The organism is Streptomyces sp. NPDC037288, from assembly GCF_055603265.1.
In genome coordinates this window covers 1-13,468 of the sequence record NZ_JBVJVY010000081.1, presented here as the reverse complement: position 1 = coordinate 13,468, position 13,468 = coordinate 1, and the positions used below count along the sequence as shown (strand labels likewise).

Sequence of the window (13,468 nt, the reverse complement as noted above, 5' to 3'; positions counted from 1 at the left end):
GTCCCACTGGCGCAGACACCACCAAGCCATCGCCCGCCGCTGCCACTACCGAAGAAGACACAGCTCAGAACACGATTTCTGACTGGAGTACTAGGGCGCCGATTACCACGCCGATCAGTGCTGGGAGCTGTTGTATGAACGCCGACATGTCCACACAGTATGTTGCCGCGGCAGGTGTGGCTTGCTGGCGTTCCCATTCAAAAGTCTTCGGTAGCCGATGAGAGCTGCGGTGATGCCGACGAACGCGAGGAAGTGCTCGGCCTTGCGCTCGTAGCGGCGATGCAGGCGTCGGCAGCCGGCCAGCCAGGACACTGTCCGCTCAACCACCCAGCGGTGTCGGCCTAACACGGTCGTGTGGCCGGACTGCACTGTCGACGCTGAGACGGACTCGTATCTGCGGCCGTTTGAAGGTCGGGGTCGCAGAAGACGTACGCCTACTCGTTGGTGGACCACTTGCGGTGGCGGATCCGGGAGGGGCTGACCACCGAGACGATCATGATGCGTGACCTGCACCGCTACATGGGGGCGGTGGGCGCTCAGGTGCCGATGCCGTACGCGCAGCCGTGACGGGTGCCTCCTCAACGTCCGTACGGCGCCTCGGCTCTCCAGGTCGCGGCGGCATGTCTCAAGGGCTTCTACCTCAACGCGTGCGCCAGCAAGGGCGTGAATGGTGAGCTGAGGGAGGCCCTGGCGGTCACCCGGCTGCCGACGAGGGTGGACCGGGACCGGGCTCTGTTGGGGCACGTGAAGACGTCGATGACCGCCAACCCGTTGGCTCCGAAGCGGCCGCCGCGGCGTCGGCACCCGAAGATGCTGCCGGACGGGGCCAAGCAGGAGCTGAAGGGCGTTATGAACACGGCCCGCGACGAGATGGTCCTGCAGTGGCTGTCGGACACGAGCCTGCGACCGGGCGGGCTGGCTGGGCTTCACCTGATGGACCTGCACCTGAGGGAGAACGCGGCCTGCGGCGAATGCAAGAGCCCTCACCTGCATGTCTGTCATCGCTGGGGCAACCCGAACCGGGCGGCGGTGAAGATCAAGCCAGAGTGGAAGGTGGTCGACGGGGTGATCACCGGCGGGGAGATCTACGCGCCAGCCCCGCCATGCTCAGCAGTTACTTCAAGTACATGACGACGTAGTACGCGAAGTACGCCACGGGGCACGGGATGCTGCTGATCCAGCTGGCCGGCCCGAACCGTGGAGAGCCCTGGAGCGCGGATGCCGCCCGGGGGATGCTGCGTCGGGCCGGACACAGGGCCGGGTTGCCCGGGAGGACACGCCCAAGGCGTTTCGTCACCAGATCACCAACGACGTGCTGGACGTCACGAACGGCGACTCGATGGTAGCCAAGGCCGTCGGGAACTGGGCGTCGGCCAGGATGGTCGATGAGGTCTATGGCCATCCCGACCTGCACTCGCCCGAGTTCATGGCTGCTCTCCAGTCCGTCTGGGGTGAGGACGAATGACGCACGCTGCACCGGCACTGAGGGCCTTGTCGGTGATCGTTCCTGGGCGGGACGGACGCACCACGCGGGACAGGCTGGAGCTCCTCACCGCCTCGATGGACGCGCCCGCCTTCGACCCGCTGTTCCGCCCGGACGTCATCAAGGTCCCCGGAGACCATCCCGTCTACGTGTGGATCTGTGGTGTTCCGGAGTGCCAACGGGGTCGGGAGGCCACTGCCAACTTCTGTTTCAACCACGATGTCGAGTGGCGGAACCTGAAGCGGGAAGGCCAGGGGCTGGCCGCCTTCCTCAAGAACGCTCGGCCTTTGCCGACGGTGTCGTGGCACGACCCGCCGGACTGTCTGACCTTCCGGCCATTCCGGCGGCCAGCTCGATTGGGTTGTGCAAGCTGCACGTGGACCGCTGGTATCAGCACCGTCTGCGGCAGCAGCGCCGAGGACAACCCGCCGAACTCAGCGTGTGGCTGGCGTCCGAGTCCGCGTTCGCGCCGTTCGGCCAGTGCCGGGTCGATGTCTGTCCCGACCAGGCAGTGAGTCCCCTGGGGCTGTGCAGTCGGCACCGCTACCGTTACAAGAGCGAGGGGCGGCCTGGCGGTGCCGATCTCCCCAAGAACTGGGGTAGATGGCTGGCCGACCTCGGCAAGCCCGTGCCGGTGACCTACACCAACGAAGCCGCTTTCCGGCGGTGGTGCACCGATACCGGCCCGATCGCGCGGATGAACGGCTGCCTGAGCGTCGCTCCCATGAGGTCGATGCCGTGGAGTTCCCTCACGACCGTCGCCAGGTCGGTTCCGAAAGCAGCCCAGTCCCGGACGGTATCCGGGCCGGCTTCGTCACCGTCAATCCAGCGGTAGACCGACCAGACCATTGGGAACGCGTCGGTGGGCGTCCCGGAGTGGACGGGCTCGGGAATCGGACAGGAAAGGAGGGGCGCGAGACGAGGAAGCCATTCCTGCTCCTTCTCCACGGACTGTCCCTTGTCTGCGGTTCGTGGAAGTCGCACGAGCAGGTCGTCGCCCAGCCGATACATGGTGTTGTCCGTGCCAGCGCCTGCGGGCGACAACGGTCGGTCAGCCCACTCTGGCCGCTGTGTCTTCAGTAGTGACTGGACCAGCGTCTCGTCGACTGAGATCTCATCCTCGTGGAGCGTCACGTCGGAAGTCTCACCGCTGGACGGAACAGAAAGCCAGTGACTTTCGTCGGCCGTTGTCCTGATCCTCGAAGATCACGGGCTGATGACGGCGAGGGCCGCTGCCACTGGAGCAGCTTCGCTGAGGCATGGACGCGCCGACCGGGAGGTCGAGCAGGCCACAGAGCGGATTAAGTGAAGTGGCGTGAGACGGGAAACGCGTCACGGATACCCTACGCGACGCATCGGCCCAGTTCACAGCCCACCCAGTCAGAGGGGAGTTCGGTAAATGGACGCAGGTGACGATCTCAGGCGTCTTCCAGAACGCACCAGCCCCGGGCTCGGGCCGCGGAGAGGGCCAGGCAATGGGCCTTTTCCAACCTGGGTGAGCCGGGATGTGTGGTTGTCAGGTACTTGTGGCTGACGGTTACCCGTTCGCCATGACGCCGGTGGCGTAGTCGCCTCCAGGCACACGGGACGTCCATCTCGGTGACGACTCCGGAAGTGCATGGCATCATGCGCGGGGTGATCACTGAACGGGGACTGCGATGTCGGGTGGCATCCTGATGGGGTATCTCCCCTCGTGGGCCTTATGGCCAGTCCGCAAAGCCCCGCAGGGGTGGTGTTGACCAAATTGCCGTTGTTCCGTCGATCGAAGGTCGCCTTCCGCGTAGGCGCCGGCACTCATCCGGCGATCGCCGCGTTCGTGGCCGCGGTAACGGCGGCAGTGGGGTCTCAGCGGTAAGGCAGAAGATTTTGCGGAGGGCTTTCCAGCGCTCCACGCGCTGTGACGGCGACCTTTCGGTGTGGGATGGCGGGCGGATTCTGCCCAGTACCGGGCGGGCCGGAGCCCCTCTTTACGGTCATCGGCGACGGCGCGTTAGAAGTGGTCCCGATGCAGAAGCACGGCGGCCGGTCCGTGGGGATGACCTGTTCGGGGTCTCCGCACGGCTGCACCGGCTGTCCCGAGGACATCAACGTGCCCTGTAACACGGTCCAGGAGTACCGGTGGGTGGCCAGCCGGTGGCTCGAGCGGCACACCTGCCCAGGGGTGACCTTCAGCGCCCACCAGATACTCGCCGCGATCTCGGATGCCGTCGCGCGCTGGGCGGCAGTCAAGAAACCGCCGCTGGACGTACGGACCGACAAGCGGCGGTGGACGCCGGAGGCGGTCCGGCAAAGGGTGGGCTACCACGGGCCGGCCCGGAAACGGTGCAGGAGAAGAGCGAGGCCGGGCACGACCTGGTTCGCCGATGAGGAGGCCCGCCGCACAGGTGGTGACCGATCTTCTGGGGCGCCCGTCGGTCGCCTTCAAGGCCATGACCGACAAGCGCCGCTACCCCTCGGACACCACCGATCTCGAATGGGCTCGCGCCGAACCACTGCTGCCGGTGCCGGCCTGCCAGATCCCGCGCGGCGGCCGCCCGTAAACGCATCCCGGACGCGAGATCGTTGCCGTCCTGCGCTACAGCGTCGACGCCAGCTGCACGTGGAGCGCCCTGCCGCAGGACTACTTGAGTGCGGACACCGCCGAGCACGAGCTCCATCGGAGAGCGCAACCGGGGACCACATGTCGAACCACTGCTCCGCGCCGTAGGCCTCACACCGCTCCACCCCGATGAGCCCCAGCTTCGCCGCAAGGCGCATCGAGCGGACGCTGGCGGTCTGGGTGGCGAGCACCACCGGCTCGCCGGGAAGCGCGCCGGCGAACCAGTCGAGTGCTGCTGCGCACGGCTCGGCGGCGTACCCACATCCCCAGGCCTTCGGCAGGAATGTAGCCGAGCTCGGACTTCCCGGCAGCCTGACGGAGGTGCCCCGTTTCTCCAGAGCGTGATCTGGCCGATCACCGTTCCGTTGAGATCGACTATGAAACGGCCGGTGCGCCGGCTGGGCGCCCCCGGGCATCTCGCGCTCGAGCTCATCACGCGATTGAGGACCACCGAGGTGGGTGCCCACCCCTGGCCCCGAGACCGGGGTCGGCGAGCCGGAACGCCATCCGCTGCTCGGGCAGACGCATAGGCGGCTCTCAACGCAACACCTTTCCGACCGCTTCCCAGCCGAGGCCCCGCCAGGCGGACCGGCCGGGATTCGGAGCCGTCAGCACGTCGTCGGCCCGGTGTCCGCCGGCCACGCACCGCTCCCTGCGGCACATCCGGTTGACCCGGCAACGACCCCGCCCGCGCGCACGCGACATGTGACAAGGCCGCCATGGCCCAGGCGCTCGCGCACGGCCCGGAGTGCGCACGCCGTACACACGCCTTGCCCGCGACGACGGCGAGCTGCAGGCCACGCTCGACGACGCCCAAGTCGGCTTTCCCGCGCGTGACCAAACCGGTTACCGCGGGGAGGACTGCCGGGGTTGCGGTGGCGGCCGGCACAACTGAGGTCCTGGCTGCGGCACAAGCCGCCCGCGCAGCGGCCGGCCTGTACGGCCCGGCAGCTGGCCCGCACATCCTGGTGCTGGCCTACGCCACCGGGACGGAGTACAGCGTCGAGTCGATCGCCCAGCACGGCAGCACCACACACCACACATCTCACCCCTCACACCTCGCACCTTGCCGTCACCCGGAGGCAGGTGACCAGCGGTGCCTGCCGCGGCGTGACCGGACACAGCCTCCCGTCCGCTTACATCCACCCGTCGAAGCGATCTCCGTGGGCGGGAACCACAGGTCCCACCGCACCAGCTCGCCGGGCCCATAGATCGTCCGGGAGGCCGGATCCGTCGGCAGGTAGTCCAGCCTGAGCTCACGCACCCGATCGCGCAGTACGGTCATCCGGCGCTGCCAGCCGATCCGCTCGGCCACCACCGTCGCTGACATGTCTGGCCACACCTCGAGCAGTTCGCGGACCATCGGCTCGATCGGCCACCGTGATCGAGCCCTTCGGTGCCCGCTCGTACATCGGCAGCCGGTCACGGGGTGGAAGTGGAAGTGGTCTCACACTGAGCCGTTGCCGACAACCGTGATCAGCGAGTACATCGAAGGTTGTACAGGTGTTTCATCAGCAGATATGAGGCTCCAGGCCACGCGGTCGATGAGGATGGCGGAAAAGGCCAGGCCGCACCGGGGTTTCAGCTTCGGCCTCGGATGCCGCCCGCACACCGCGGGGGCAGTTGAGCCACGGCCGTGGACACCTGGCCCAGCAGAGTGTCCGACAGAAACCGCCAAGGAGTTGTTGTGGACGTCGGCTCTACCAAGCCCCGCCGTGGCACGCCTGCTCCCTCACGGGCCGAGGCCCTGGGCCGGGCCGTCATCGGCGGCCTCATCATGGCCACGTCGTTGGGCATCGGCACAGTGTTGGGCTCGTCGGCCGCCGACACCGTCGGAGCCACTGGTGTCACGGCCCGGCTGATACCGGCCGCGCTGGTCACCGCATTCGCCGTTCCCCCCGTCCTCGTCGCCGCGTGCCGCGACCGCCGACCGCTGCCGTGGCTCGGATTCGGTAGCGCGACCGCGAGCCTCCGCGCCTTCCTGACGGGCGCGGGAGTGACGGCTGCGGCGGCTGCGCTCGTCCTCGGGGCGGGGACCGCCGCGGGCATGCTGCGCTGGACGCGCCCCGATCCTGCGGCTCTCGCCTGGTTCGTCGTCTCCAACGGGGTGGTCGCCTTCCTGCTCGAGGCGCTGCCGGAGGAGACGACGCTGCGCGGCCACAGTTGGGTCTGGCTGCGCGAGCGGTTCGGCGGCACGGGCGCCGCCCTCGGCACCACTGCGGTGTTCCTGCTGGTGCCGGGGGCTTCGACCCTGGTTCAGGCCGGGACCGCGCGCCTACTCGGCACTGAGCCCGTGCCGGTGGGGATCGCGCCCGACGGGCAGCCCCCGGTCGACTACGTGATCCTTGTCTCGGTGTTCGGACTGACCCTCGTCGCGGCCCGGACGGCGGTGGACTCGGCTCCGCTATGGGCCGCCATCGGCACTCACCTGACCTTCCTGACCGTCAACCGAGTCGTGCTGGAGGGCGACAGGCGCGATGCCGGCTGGTCCGCTGACCAGACAACCCCGGACGCGATCCTGCTCATACCCGCGTATCTCATCGTCGCCACCGCCGGATTCGCCGTGTGCCGACGGCTGGAGCAGCGGCGCAGGTCCTGCCACAGCGTGCCGGTATCTCCAACAGCTGGTACCGCTGCTCGTCCTTGAGGCCGTGTGCCGTGCACCGTCGCCGCCGTGGAGGTGGCAGGTGGTGTGCCGACACCTCTAATTCGACAGTGATCAGAGGTCTGGATCCCTGATGGGCCCGGGACGGCGTGTGCGCCGTGTTCGCCGCGTGCCACGTCGAGGTGCGCGGCTGCTGTCTCCGCCTTGCGCGACACGACCACGACACCGGCAACACGCCGATCTTGCCGACCCCCGGCAGCGACGCGCGCTGATCCCCCTGGGGGTCGGCGGGGGGGCGGGCGGCAGTGGCAGCCGCCCGGCCCCAGGATCACACGGTTGAGGATGGCGCCCGGCCGACCTTTCGGTCACGGATCGGATGCCGTGCATGAGGGCAGCGGCCGAGTGCGGGCAGTGGGCTAGCCGCCACCGCACGAGATGACGTTACGCCGTGGCCGCCCTGGCCGCCGTGTCTGTCGGGCTGCCTCATGGGGCGACGACTAGGGTGACCACCGTTGGCTGTAGTCAGGCCTCGTACTCTGTGAGATCGATTCCGTACACCCGCAGGTCGTGGCCCGTGTCCGGGTCTTGTGCCGTGCCGGTCGCACGCATGCCGAGTTTGTACAGCACGTTCGCGGACGCAGTGTCGCTGGTGCGGCACACGGCGACGACCCGGTCCAGACCGCGGTCCTGGAGGGCGAACTCGAGCGTGGCCTGGGCCGCCTCCGACGCGTAGCCCTGCCTCCAGTACTGGCGCCCGAGCCGCCAGCTGATCGCCACCTGGTCCGCGATGGCGGGCGGGGAGTCGGCGAGGTACAGGCCGACCGCTCCGGCCAGCTCCCCGGATCCGAGGAGTTCGACGGCGAAGATCCCGAAGCCCTCTTCGTCCCACTCCTCCTCCCAGGCCTCGATGTCCTGGGAGGTCTCTTCAAAGGAGCGCGGCGCACCGTCGCCGACCCACCGCATGACGTCCGGGTCGGCGTGGATCTCGGACAGGGGGACGAGGTCGTCATCCAGCCAGCGGCGCAGGAGAAGACGGGGGGTGTGGATCTCGTTCATGGTCCTATCCTGCCCTTTAGACCGTGTCCCACGTGCTGAGGTGGACGAGTCGCTTGTAACAGCACATGGCTGCGGCGAGTCCGAGAAAGGCCAGGTGGTTACGGGCACGGCGCTCGTAGCGCGGGCTCAGCCGGCGGTATCCGGACAGCCAGGAGATGGTCCGTTCGATCACCCACCTGCGGCGGCCCGACCGTTCGCTGGACTCGACGCCCTTGCGCGCGATGCGGACACCCATGTGCTTGCCCACAGCCATTTCCGCGGGTGGGGGATGTCGTAGGCCTTGTCGGCATGGAGCCGCTAGGGTTGGAAGTGACGGCCTCGATGCGGGTCGTGTTGCGTTTGGATGCCCGCGACCATGGGCTTCGTTGACCGGGCGCTCGGTTCTGCGGCGATCGCGGGACGGTTCGCGGAGAACGACCTGATCCGCATCCTCACCTACCAAGTCGGCCTGGAAACAGTCGAACCCACACGGCCTTCCGAAGACCACAGCCTGCAGCCGGGCACCTCCGCCTCGTCCAACTTCGGCATCGCCAATGAGAAGGAAGAGACAGGCACGGTTCATTCGCCCGCGGTGTCCTCGGCCTCCCAGCGCAGCAGGTCGCCTGGCTGGCACTCGAGCACCTCGCATAGCGCGGCGAGCGTCGCAAATCGCACCGCCTTGGCGCGGCCGTTCTTGAGTACCGCCAGGTTGGCGGGCGTGATCCCTACGCGGTCCGCGAGTTCACCCACGGACATCTTCCGCCTGGCCAGCATCACGTCGATGTCGACGGCGATCGGCATCAGATCACCTCGTCCAACTCGGCCTGCATCTGCGCCGCTTCGACGTCGCGGGCGACGGCCTGGGCGAGCAGCATCCGCAGCACGAGCACGATGAGCGCGACTCCCAGGATGGCCACGCCAATTCCGCCCATGATGAGGGTGACGCCCGGGTCGTCCCGCTGGCCGGGCGCATTCAGGGCCGTGACCGCGAACCACACGAGAGCAGCCGCGACGATCGCGCCGATGATGACGTCCACGTACCGGAAGGCGGCGTGGGAGAACACGGTTCCACGTCGCACCATCGTTACCAGTCGCCATACACAGACCAGGGCGACCTGGGCCGTCCCGATGCCCAGGATCGTGATCACGCGCAGTGGGGTCAGCGGGAGCGACCCGTCCTCCGGGTCACTCCCGCTGACCAACGCCCACACCATCAATGCCTGTACGAACACGGTGCCGGTGAGCACCACCACGAGCACGACGCGCAGCGCGCGCACTGTCAGCTTTCCCATACCCCACCAATCCATCGACCTACGATGGGAATCTATCGAATCTCGATAGGTGAAGCAAGGGGTGGGTCGGAGGGCGGCGGCGGTTTCGCACCATGGCGGGACGCCGCCGCGCCCTCCCGCGGTATGGCGCGATGCGAAGGTTTTCGATCTTGCCGAAGTCGACCTCGCTCAGCCACAAAACGGACGCCATCCGACTACGCCGAAGCCCTGATACCTCCCGCAGGAGTTGGGGTTCGGCTCCGGGCCTACCTGCTGGCGGTGGCTGGCCGAGTGGCAGTAGGCCGGGGTGTGGAAGGAGCTTCAGCGGGTGTTGCTGGATGGATAGCTGGCGGCGGACCGCCTGGACTTCGACCGCGTCACCGTGGACGCCTCGCACGTGCCGGCCAAGCGGGGGCGAAGCAGCCCAATGGTCGGCTCGAGCCCGGTTGACCGTGCGCGGCCGGGCTCGAAGCATCACGTGAGCTACCGACGAAACGGGGTTCGCGGGGTGACGGAATGGGGTGGGCATCAGTCGGTGGGGCGGCCGCCTCGCGTGCGGCTGTCCGTGCTCATCCAATCGAGGCGTTTGCTCAGCGAACCCAGTCGTTTCGGCTTTGTATCAGCGATACCTGGTCGCGCGGGCGATCGCACCGGGGGCCGGGCCACCCTCCACCAGCTCTGTGACAAGTTGGCGACCGGTCCGGAGCAGAGCCACCACAAGGCCGCCCGCTGCAAGCGCGGGTCACACGGCGGCGGCTTGCGGGCTTCGACCGCTACGACACGGAAATGGGAGTCGCGGGCTGAAAGGCCCGCCGGTCAGGCGGCCTCGTGGCGCTCGGGCGCCTTCCGCGTCTTCACCCCGCCGACGATGAGCGCCAGCCCCACGACGACAACACCGAGGTAAGCGGTGGACGGAAGGTCGACGACCTTGTGCATCCAGCCCCACTCCGTGCCGAAGAAGGTCCGCGAAGCGAAGCTGACAAGCCCCTGCGCTCCTACGACGTAGCCGATGCTTTCGATGGTGTATCCGATGGTTGTTCGCACGGATCAACGATCTCGCGGAGGTGCCACAAGATCGTCCTCCACAGGACCGAAAACACAGTAGGCCAAAGGATGCAGTCGCGTGCGGAGAGCACCGGCACAGCACCCCGCCGTGGCAGAGGAGTGGTCGACACCAGATGGCTCGGAGATCACGCCCTACGCCCAGCGCATGGGCCGTCGACCTTTCCAGACCACGCACAGCGCCTCGTTGAACCGGTGCCAGGGCATGCCGACTGCCCGCCCCGCCTCGATGGCCTTCATCTGCCCGGCATCCGCCTGCTCCGGCAGGTACTGCCACAGCTAGCTTCATGCGGATGACCGCAGCCTCGCCCATCACGTCCTTCGGATCGACCGCGGCCGTGTCGACGTTCAGCTCGCTGGCTTCCTCTCCGCGTGCTTCAGCACCAGCAGCAACTCGTCGGAAGCCGGGGAGCACTCGAACTCGGGATCACCGCCCGCCTGCTACAGATCCCGGAGCCGGTCCGCGAGTGCCACCGTGTTGATCTCACCACGCCGGATCGCATACCGCTTCGCACGCGGCTTCTTCGACTGTGCCACCACGCAAGAAGAATGCGCTCCGCGCCGACTCCCAATCTGGGATCCACCGCGATCCACCCAAATCGGCGACCACGACTGGATTCGTTCACTTCAAGCAGCAGCGCTTATCCATCGGTTTGGGCGGCGGTGGGCGGTCGGCGGGGCCATGAATGTTCACGAGAAATGACGTCACTTCGTGCGTCAGTCCGTCGCCCGTGAGGGCGGCGGACTGACGAGGTGGGGCCCGCAGGGTGTCAGAAGCTGTTGATGGGCCCGGGCCCAGAGGGCAGGATGAGGGCTAAGGGTCGCATCTGCGGCTAGTACGCCGTGCCGCGCGGACCAGGGGGAACAATGGGTATGGCACTCAGCTCGAACGACCTTCTGCCAGGCGAGGCTGTGCAGTTCGCCAAGAAGGCGAACACCGTCGTGAAGGTCGCCGAGGCTGGGTTGACACGCTTCTCCAGCGACCAGTTGATGTGGATGGTTCGCATGCAAGGATCGGAGGCGATCGGCGGGCAGCTGCACGTGACGAACTACCGGCTCGTCTTCTGCTCACATTTCGCCAATCGCGTCACCGGCCGGTTCAGTATCTTCCTGCCCGTCATCTCCTGGGTGCGCGATACCTCTTGGGGGATCAAGAGGCAGATCGAGGTCTCCACCGGAACCCACCAGTTCACCTTCGTCGCATGGGGGATCCCCGCGCTGATGGCCGCGATCGAAGGCCTCCGCCAGCACTGGAACCCTGACCAGGTGGTGTGGCTTGCCGAAACCGCGACGACGGAATACGCCAAGCTGGGCGAGGGACTCGTCCCGCGGCCGAGTCAGGCACTCAGATCGGACATGAGCCCCATCGAGTTCGTGGGGGCGATGGGGCTCATGGAGCTTCAGGAGCTCGCCCGCAGGGCTTGAGCTGGACAGCTTCTCAGCCGGCCTTGGCGGGCTCCTCCACCCGGGCTCGGGTGGAGGCCAGCCGGTAGGAGTCGGTGCCGGTCTCGGTGATCGTGTCGTTGAATGTCAGGCGGTCGACGATGGCCGCGCAGAGCCGGGGGTCGGTGAAGGTCTTCGTCCAGCCGCCGAACGACTCGTTGGAGGCGATGGCGACGCTGTTCTTCTCCTCGCACTCTGTCAGGACCTGGAACAGCAACTCGGCGCCGTGCCGGTCCAGTTCCATGTATCCGAGTTTGTCGATGCACAAAAGATCGACCCGGCCGTAGCGGGCGATGGTCTTGGTGAGTTGCTTCTCGTCGGCGGCTTCGACCAGCTCGTTCACCAGTTTCGTGGCCAGCGTGTATCGGACCCGGTAGCCGTTCATGGCGGCCTCGGTGCCCAGGGCGATCAGCATGTGCGACTTGCCGGTGCCGGAGTCGCCGATCAGGCAGAGCGGCTGCCCCTTCTTGATCCACTCGCAGCTGGCGAGTGTGTTGATGATGGCTGTGTCGATGTTGGGGTTGGCGTCGAAGTCGAAGGTCGGCAGCGACTTCTCGCGCGGGAAGCCAGCCGCTTTATAGGACACGTCGGCACCGTGTTCCTCGATCAGCCGGTGAAAGATCCGGGTGACCGTGTGCCGCTGCTTGCGCGGCGCGTCCAGGTCCGCCCGCAGGATCCCGTCGATCACCGCCTTGTACCGATCCAGCGCCGATGACCGCGGCGGCAGCGGCTTGCGCAGCTCCGGCCAGGCCGAGTCCAGGGCCTTGCGCACCGTCCGCCAGGCAACGTTGTGCTTGCGCTCCAACTCCCGCATCGTCATGCCGGCTCAGTGGTCCCGCCGGATCGCCGCGTACAGCTCCACTTCGACATCCGCGGCATGACCAGGGCCTTTCACCGGGACCACCCCGATGCTGTCCTGGCAAGCCCCCCCACTGCCTTCGAAACTCGTGAACATCACCCGACCGTGGAAACGGGCGCCTCCCAAACCCGTGTGCAAGCGCCGTCACGACTCGTGAATAAAGCCACGTGGCTCCACGGCCCCCCGCCGCGCGCCCGCAGAGAACTCAGGATTCTGAAGGGACCTCTAAGGCGGGTGAGGAGGGGCCATGCCCGCCCCCGCGGAGATGGTCCCGCCGGACTGCTCGTGGGGCACTGGCCGCGGCTGTGGATCGCCGTGGGAAAGCCGGTGTGCAGGTGCTGGGAGCAGCGGTCCTTCGAGCTGGTGGCGGCCGTCGCTGCGGCATGAGACTTCCTGATCTGCATCGGCGCCTGCTCAGCGACGCCGTGGACAGCGGGCCGACTGCTTGCTTGCGCCGCGCAGCCAGCTGGGGGCGCAGGCGTGACTGAATGCATACGGTACGTAAGAATTCCTGGCTTCGGCGTGCACAGTTGCCGCCTCGATTCGGTTGGCTGATGGGTGAGGGCGCTACTGCTCTCCGTGTCGACGGTGGGGGTCGGCAACGGCCGCCGAACGGGAAGGGTTTCGAGGCAAGTGGATCTCGATATGGCTGCTCGCCTGCTGCCGGGGGTGGGCGCGGTGCGGTTTTTCGCAGGTGACGTCCGCGCGGTGGGCAGGCGCCTGCTCAGTGCTGGTGTACGGGTCGGGGTGGCGCAGCTCGCCGCCCAGTACCGGCGGGGGGAGACCACGAGTCAGCGCAGTGGCGTCGGTGACGAGCGTGCGGGGGAGGCCCGGTGAGTGGTCACAAGCCCGACCCGTGGGCGGATCAGGCAGTGCGCGATGACCTGGCCGCTGTTCTGCCGACCACGTTCGTCGCGTTCTACAGCCGGCAGCACAAGGCGTATCTGCGGTACGCGCATGTGCAGTTGGACAGCCGTGAGGGTGCCGAGCAGGTCGTCGAGGATGTGTTCGTTGAACTGGCGCGGGCTTGGGCGCATGTGCTGCAGCAGCCGAATGTCGATGCGTACGCTTGGGCTGCCCTGAAAGAGGAAGTCGGCCGCCGTCTGGAGAT

General features: G+C 67.4%; 12 protein-coding genes and 8 pseudogenes. 11 read left to right on the top strand and 9 right to left on the bottom strand.

Features of this window, described 5'->3' with window-relative positions; translation table 11 throughout:
- Positions 1–207: 207 nt before the first annotated feature.
- A pseudogene (locus ACZ7GZ_RS40055) lies at positions 208–345 on the bottom strand (transposase); the annotation flags it as partial.
- A 96-nt stretch (positions 346–441) separates the two neighbouring features.
- Between ACZ7GZ_RS40055 and ACZ7GZ_RS40050 the strand changes: the two are divergent.
- From ACZ7GZ_RS40050 to ACZ7GZ_RS40040, 3 genes are all read left to right on the top strand, one after another.
- Positions 442–567, top strand: coding sequence for a hypothetical protein (locus ACZ7GZ_RS40050; protein ID WP_471032332.1), 126 nt, complete (start codon positions 442–444; stop codon positions 565–567).
- A gap of 177 nt (positions 568–744) precedes the next feature.
- The gene (locus ACZ7GZ_RS40045) at positions 745–1,131 is read left to right on the top strand and encodes a hypothetical protein (RefSeq protein ID WP_471032330.1); all 387 of its coding nucleotides are present in this window, start codon (positions 745–747) and stop codon (positions 1,129–1,131) included.
- Between the two features lie 181 nt (positions 1,132–1,312).
- Positions 1,313–1,465, top strand: coding sequence for a hypothetical protein (locus ACZ7GZ_RS40040; RefSeq protein WP_471032329.1), 153 nt, complete (start codon positions 1,313–1,315; stop codon positions 1,463–1,465).
- 735 nt (positions 1,466–2,200) lie between these two features.
- Here ACZ7GZ_RS40040 and ACZ7GZ_RS40035 read toward each other — a convergent pair.
- Positions 2,201–2,617 (bottom strand): annotated as a pseudogene (locus ACZ7GZ_RS40035) (phosphotransferase); the annotation flags it as partial.
- 787 nt (positions 2,618–3,404) lie between these two features.
- Between ACZ7GZ_RS40035 and ACZ7GZ_RS40030 the strand changes: the two are divergent.
- Positions 3,405–3,776: pseudogene (locus ACZ7GZ_RS40030) on the top strand (DUF6192 family protein); the annotation flags it as partial.
- Between the two features lie 91 nt (positions 3,777–3,867).
- Positions 3,868–4,023 (top strand): transposase, encoded by a 156-nt coding sequence (locus ACZ7GZ_RS40025; protein ID WP_471032334.1) that lies wholly within the window; start codon positions 3,868–3,870, stop codon positions 4,021–4,023.
- A 118-nt stretch (positions 4,024–4,141) separates the two neighbouring features.
- On the opposite strand, the pseudogene ACZ7GZ_RS40020 reads toward ACZ7GZ_RS40025, so the two are convergent.
- Positions 4,142–4,681 (bottom strand): annotated as a pseudogene (locus tag ACZ7GZ_RS40020) (GNAT family N-acetyltransferase); the annotation flags it as partial.
- Positions 4,682–5,769: 1,088 nt separating this feature from the next.
- On the opposite strand from ACZ7GZ_RS40020, the gene ACZ7GZ_RS40015 reads away from it, so the two are divergent.
- A complete protein-coding gene (locus ACZ7GZ_RS40015; RefSeq protein WP_471032328.1) occupies positions 5,770–6,729 on the top strand; it encodes a CPBP family glutamic-type intramembrane protease in 960 nt (319 codons plus the stop codon).
- A gap of 480 nt (positions 6,730–7,209) precedes the next feature.
- Here the strand turns inward: ACZ7GZ_RS40015 and ACZ7GZ_RS40010 are convergent, their stop codons facing one another.
- Both ACZ7GZ_RS40010 and ACZ7GZ_RS40005 read right to left on the bottom strand, forming a co-directional pair.
- Positions 7,210–7,743 carry a GNAT family N-acetyltransferase gene (locus ACZ7GZ_RS40010; protein WP_471032326.1) on the bottom strand — a complete coding sequence of 178 codons (534 nt, stop codon included), beginning with the start codon at positions 7,741–7,743 and terminating at the stop codon, positions 7,210–7,212.
- 16 nt (positions 7,744–7,759) lie between these two features.
- A pseudogene (locus tag ACZ7GZ_RS40005) lies at positions 7,760–8,106 on the bottom strand (transposase); the annotation flags it as partial.
- Position 8,107: 1 nt separating this feature from the next.
- Here ACZ7GZ_RS40005 and ACZ7GZ_RS40000 point away from each other — a divergent pair.
- A pseudogene (locus tag ACZ7GZ_RS40000) lies at positions 8,108–8,269 on the top strand (IS21 family transposase); the annotation flags it as partial.
- Positions 8,270–8,301: 32 nt separating this feature from the next.
- Here ACZ7GZ_RS40000 and ACZ7GZ_RS39995 read toward each other — a convergent pair.
- Together ACZ7GZ_RS39995 and ACZ7GZ_RS39990 are read right to left on the bottom strand one after the other, a co-directional pair.
- Positions 8,302–8,523, bottom strand: a complete 222-nt coding sequence (locus tag ACZ7GZ_RS39995; protein WP_133024831.1) for a helix-turn-helix domain-containing protein — start codon at positions 8,521–8,523, stop codon at positions 8,302–8,304.
- Positions 8,523–9,014: a DUF2975 domain-containing protein gene (locus tag ACZ7GZ_RS39990; RefSeq protein WP_471032324.1), complete on the bottom strand. Its 492-nt coding sequence runs from the start codon at positions 9,012–9,014 to the stop codon at positions 8,523–8,525. The genes ACZ7GZ_RS39995 and ACZ7GZ_RS39990 overlap by 1 nt, the downstream gene beginning before the upstream one ends.
- Before the next feature lie 211 nt (positions 9,015–9,225).
- Between ACZ7GZ_RS39990 and ACZ7GZ_RS39985 the strand changes: the two are divergent.
- Positions 9,226–9,525, top strand: a pseudogene (locus tag ACZ7GZ_RS39985) (IS5/IS1182 family transposase); the annotation flags it as partial.
- Between the two features lie 284 nt (positions 9,526–9,809).
- On the opposite strand, the gene ACZ7GZ_RS39980 reads toward ACZ7GZ_RS39985, so the two are convergent.
- Positions 9,810–10,037 (bottom strand): hypothetical protein, encoded by a 228-nt coding sequence (locus ACZ7GZ_RS39980; RefSeq protein WP_471032321.1) that lies wholly within the window; start codon positions 10,035–10,037, stop codon positions 9,810–9,812.
- 891 nt (positions 10,038–10,928) lie between these two features.
- Here ACZ7GZ_RS39980 and ACZ7GZ_RS39975 point away from each other — a divergent pair.
- Positions 10,929–11,480 (top strand): hypothetical protein, encoded by a 552-nt coding sequence (locus tag ACZ7GZ_RS39975; protein WP_471032319.1) that lies wholly within the window; start codon positions 10,929–10,931, stop codon positions 11,478–11,480.
- 13 nt (positions 11,481–11,493) lie between these two features.
- Here the strand turns inward: ACZ7GZ_RS39975 and istB are convergent, their stop codons facing one another.
- Entirely contained in the window at positions 11,494–12,318 is an 825-nt protein-coding gene (istB, locus tag ACZ7GZ_RS39970; RefSeq protein ID WP_471032315.1) for an IS21-like element helper ATPase IstB, read from the bottom strand.
- A gap of 684 nt (positions 12,319–13,002) precedes the next feature.
- Between istB and ACZ7GZ_RS39965 the strand changes: the two genes are divergently transcribed.
- On the top strand, positions 13,003–13,194 hold the full coding sequence (locus ACZ7GZ_RS39965; protein ID WP_471032314.1) for a hypothetical protein: 192 nt from the start codon (positions 13,003–13,005) through the stop codon (positions 13,192–13,194).
- Positions 13,191–13,468: pseudogene (locus tag ACZ7GZ_RS39960) on the top strand (sigma-70 family RNA polymerase sigma factor); the annotation flags it as partial. The gene ACZ7GZ_RS39965 and the pseudogene ACZ7GZ_RS39960, both read left to right, overlap by 4 nt.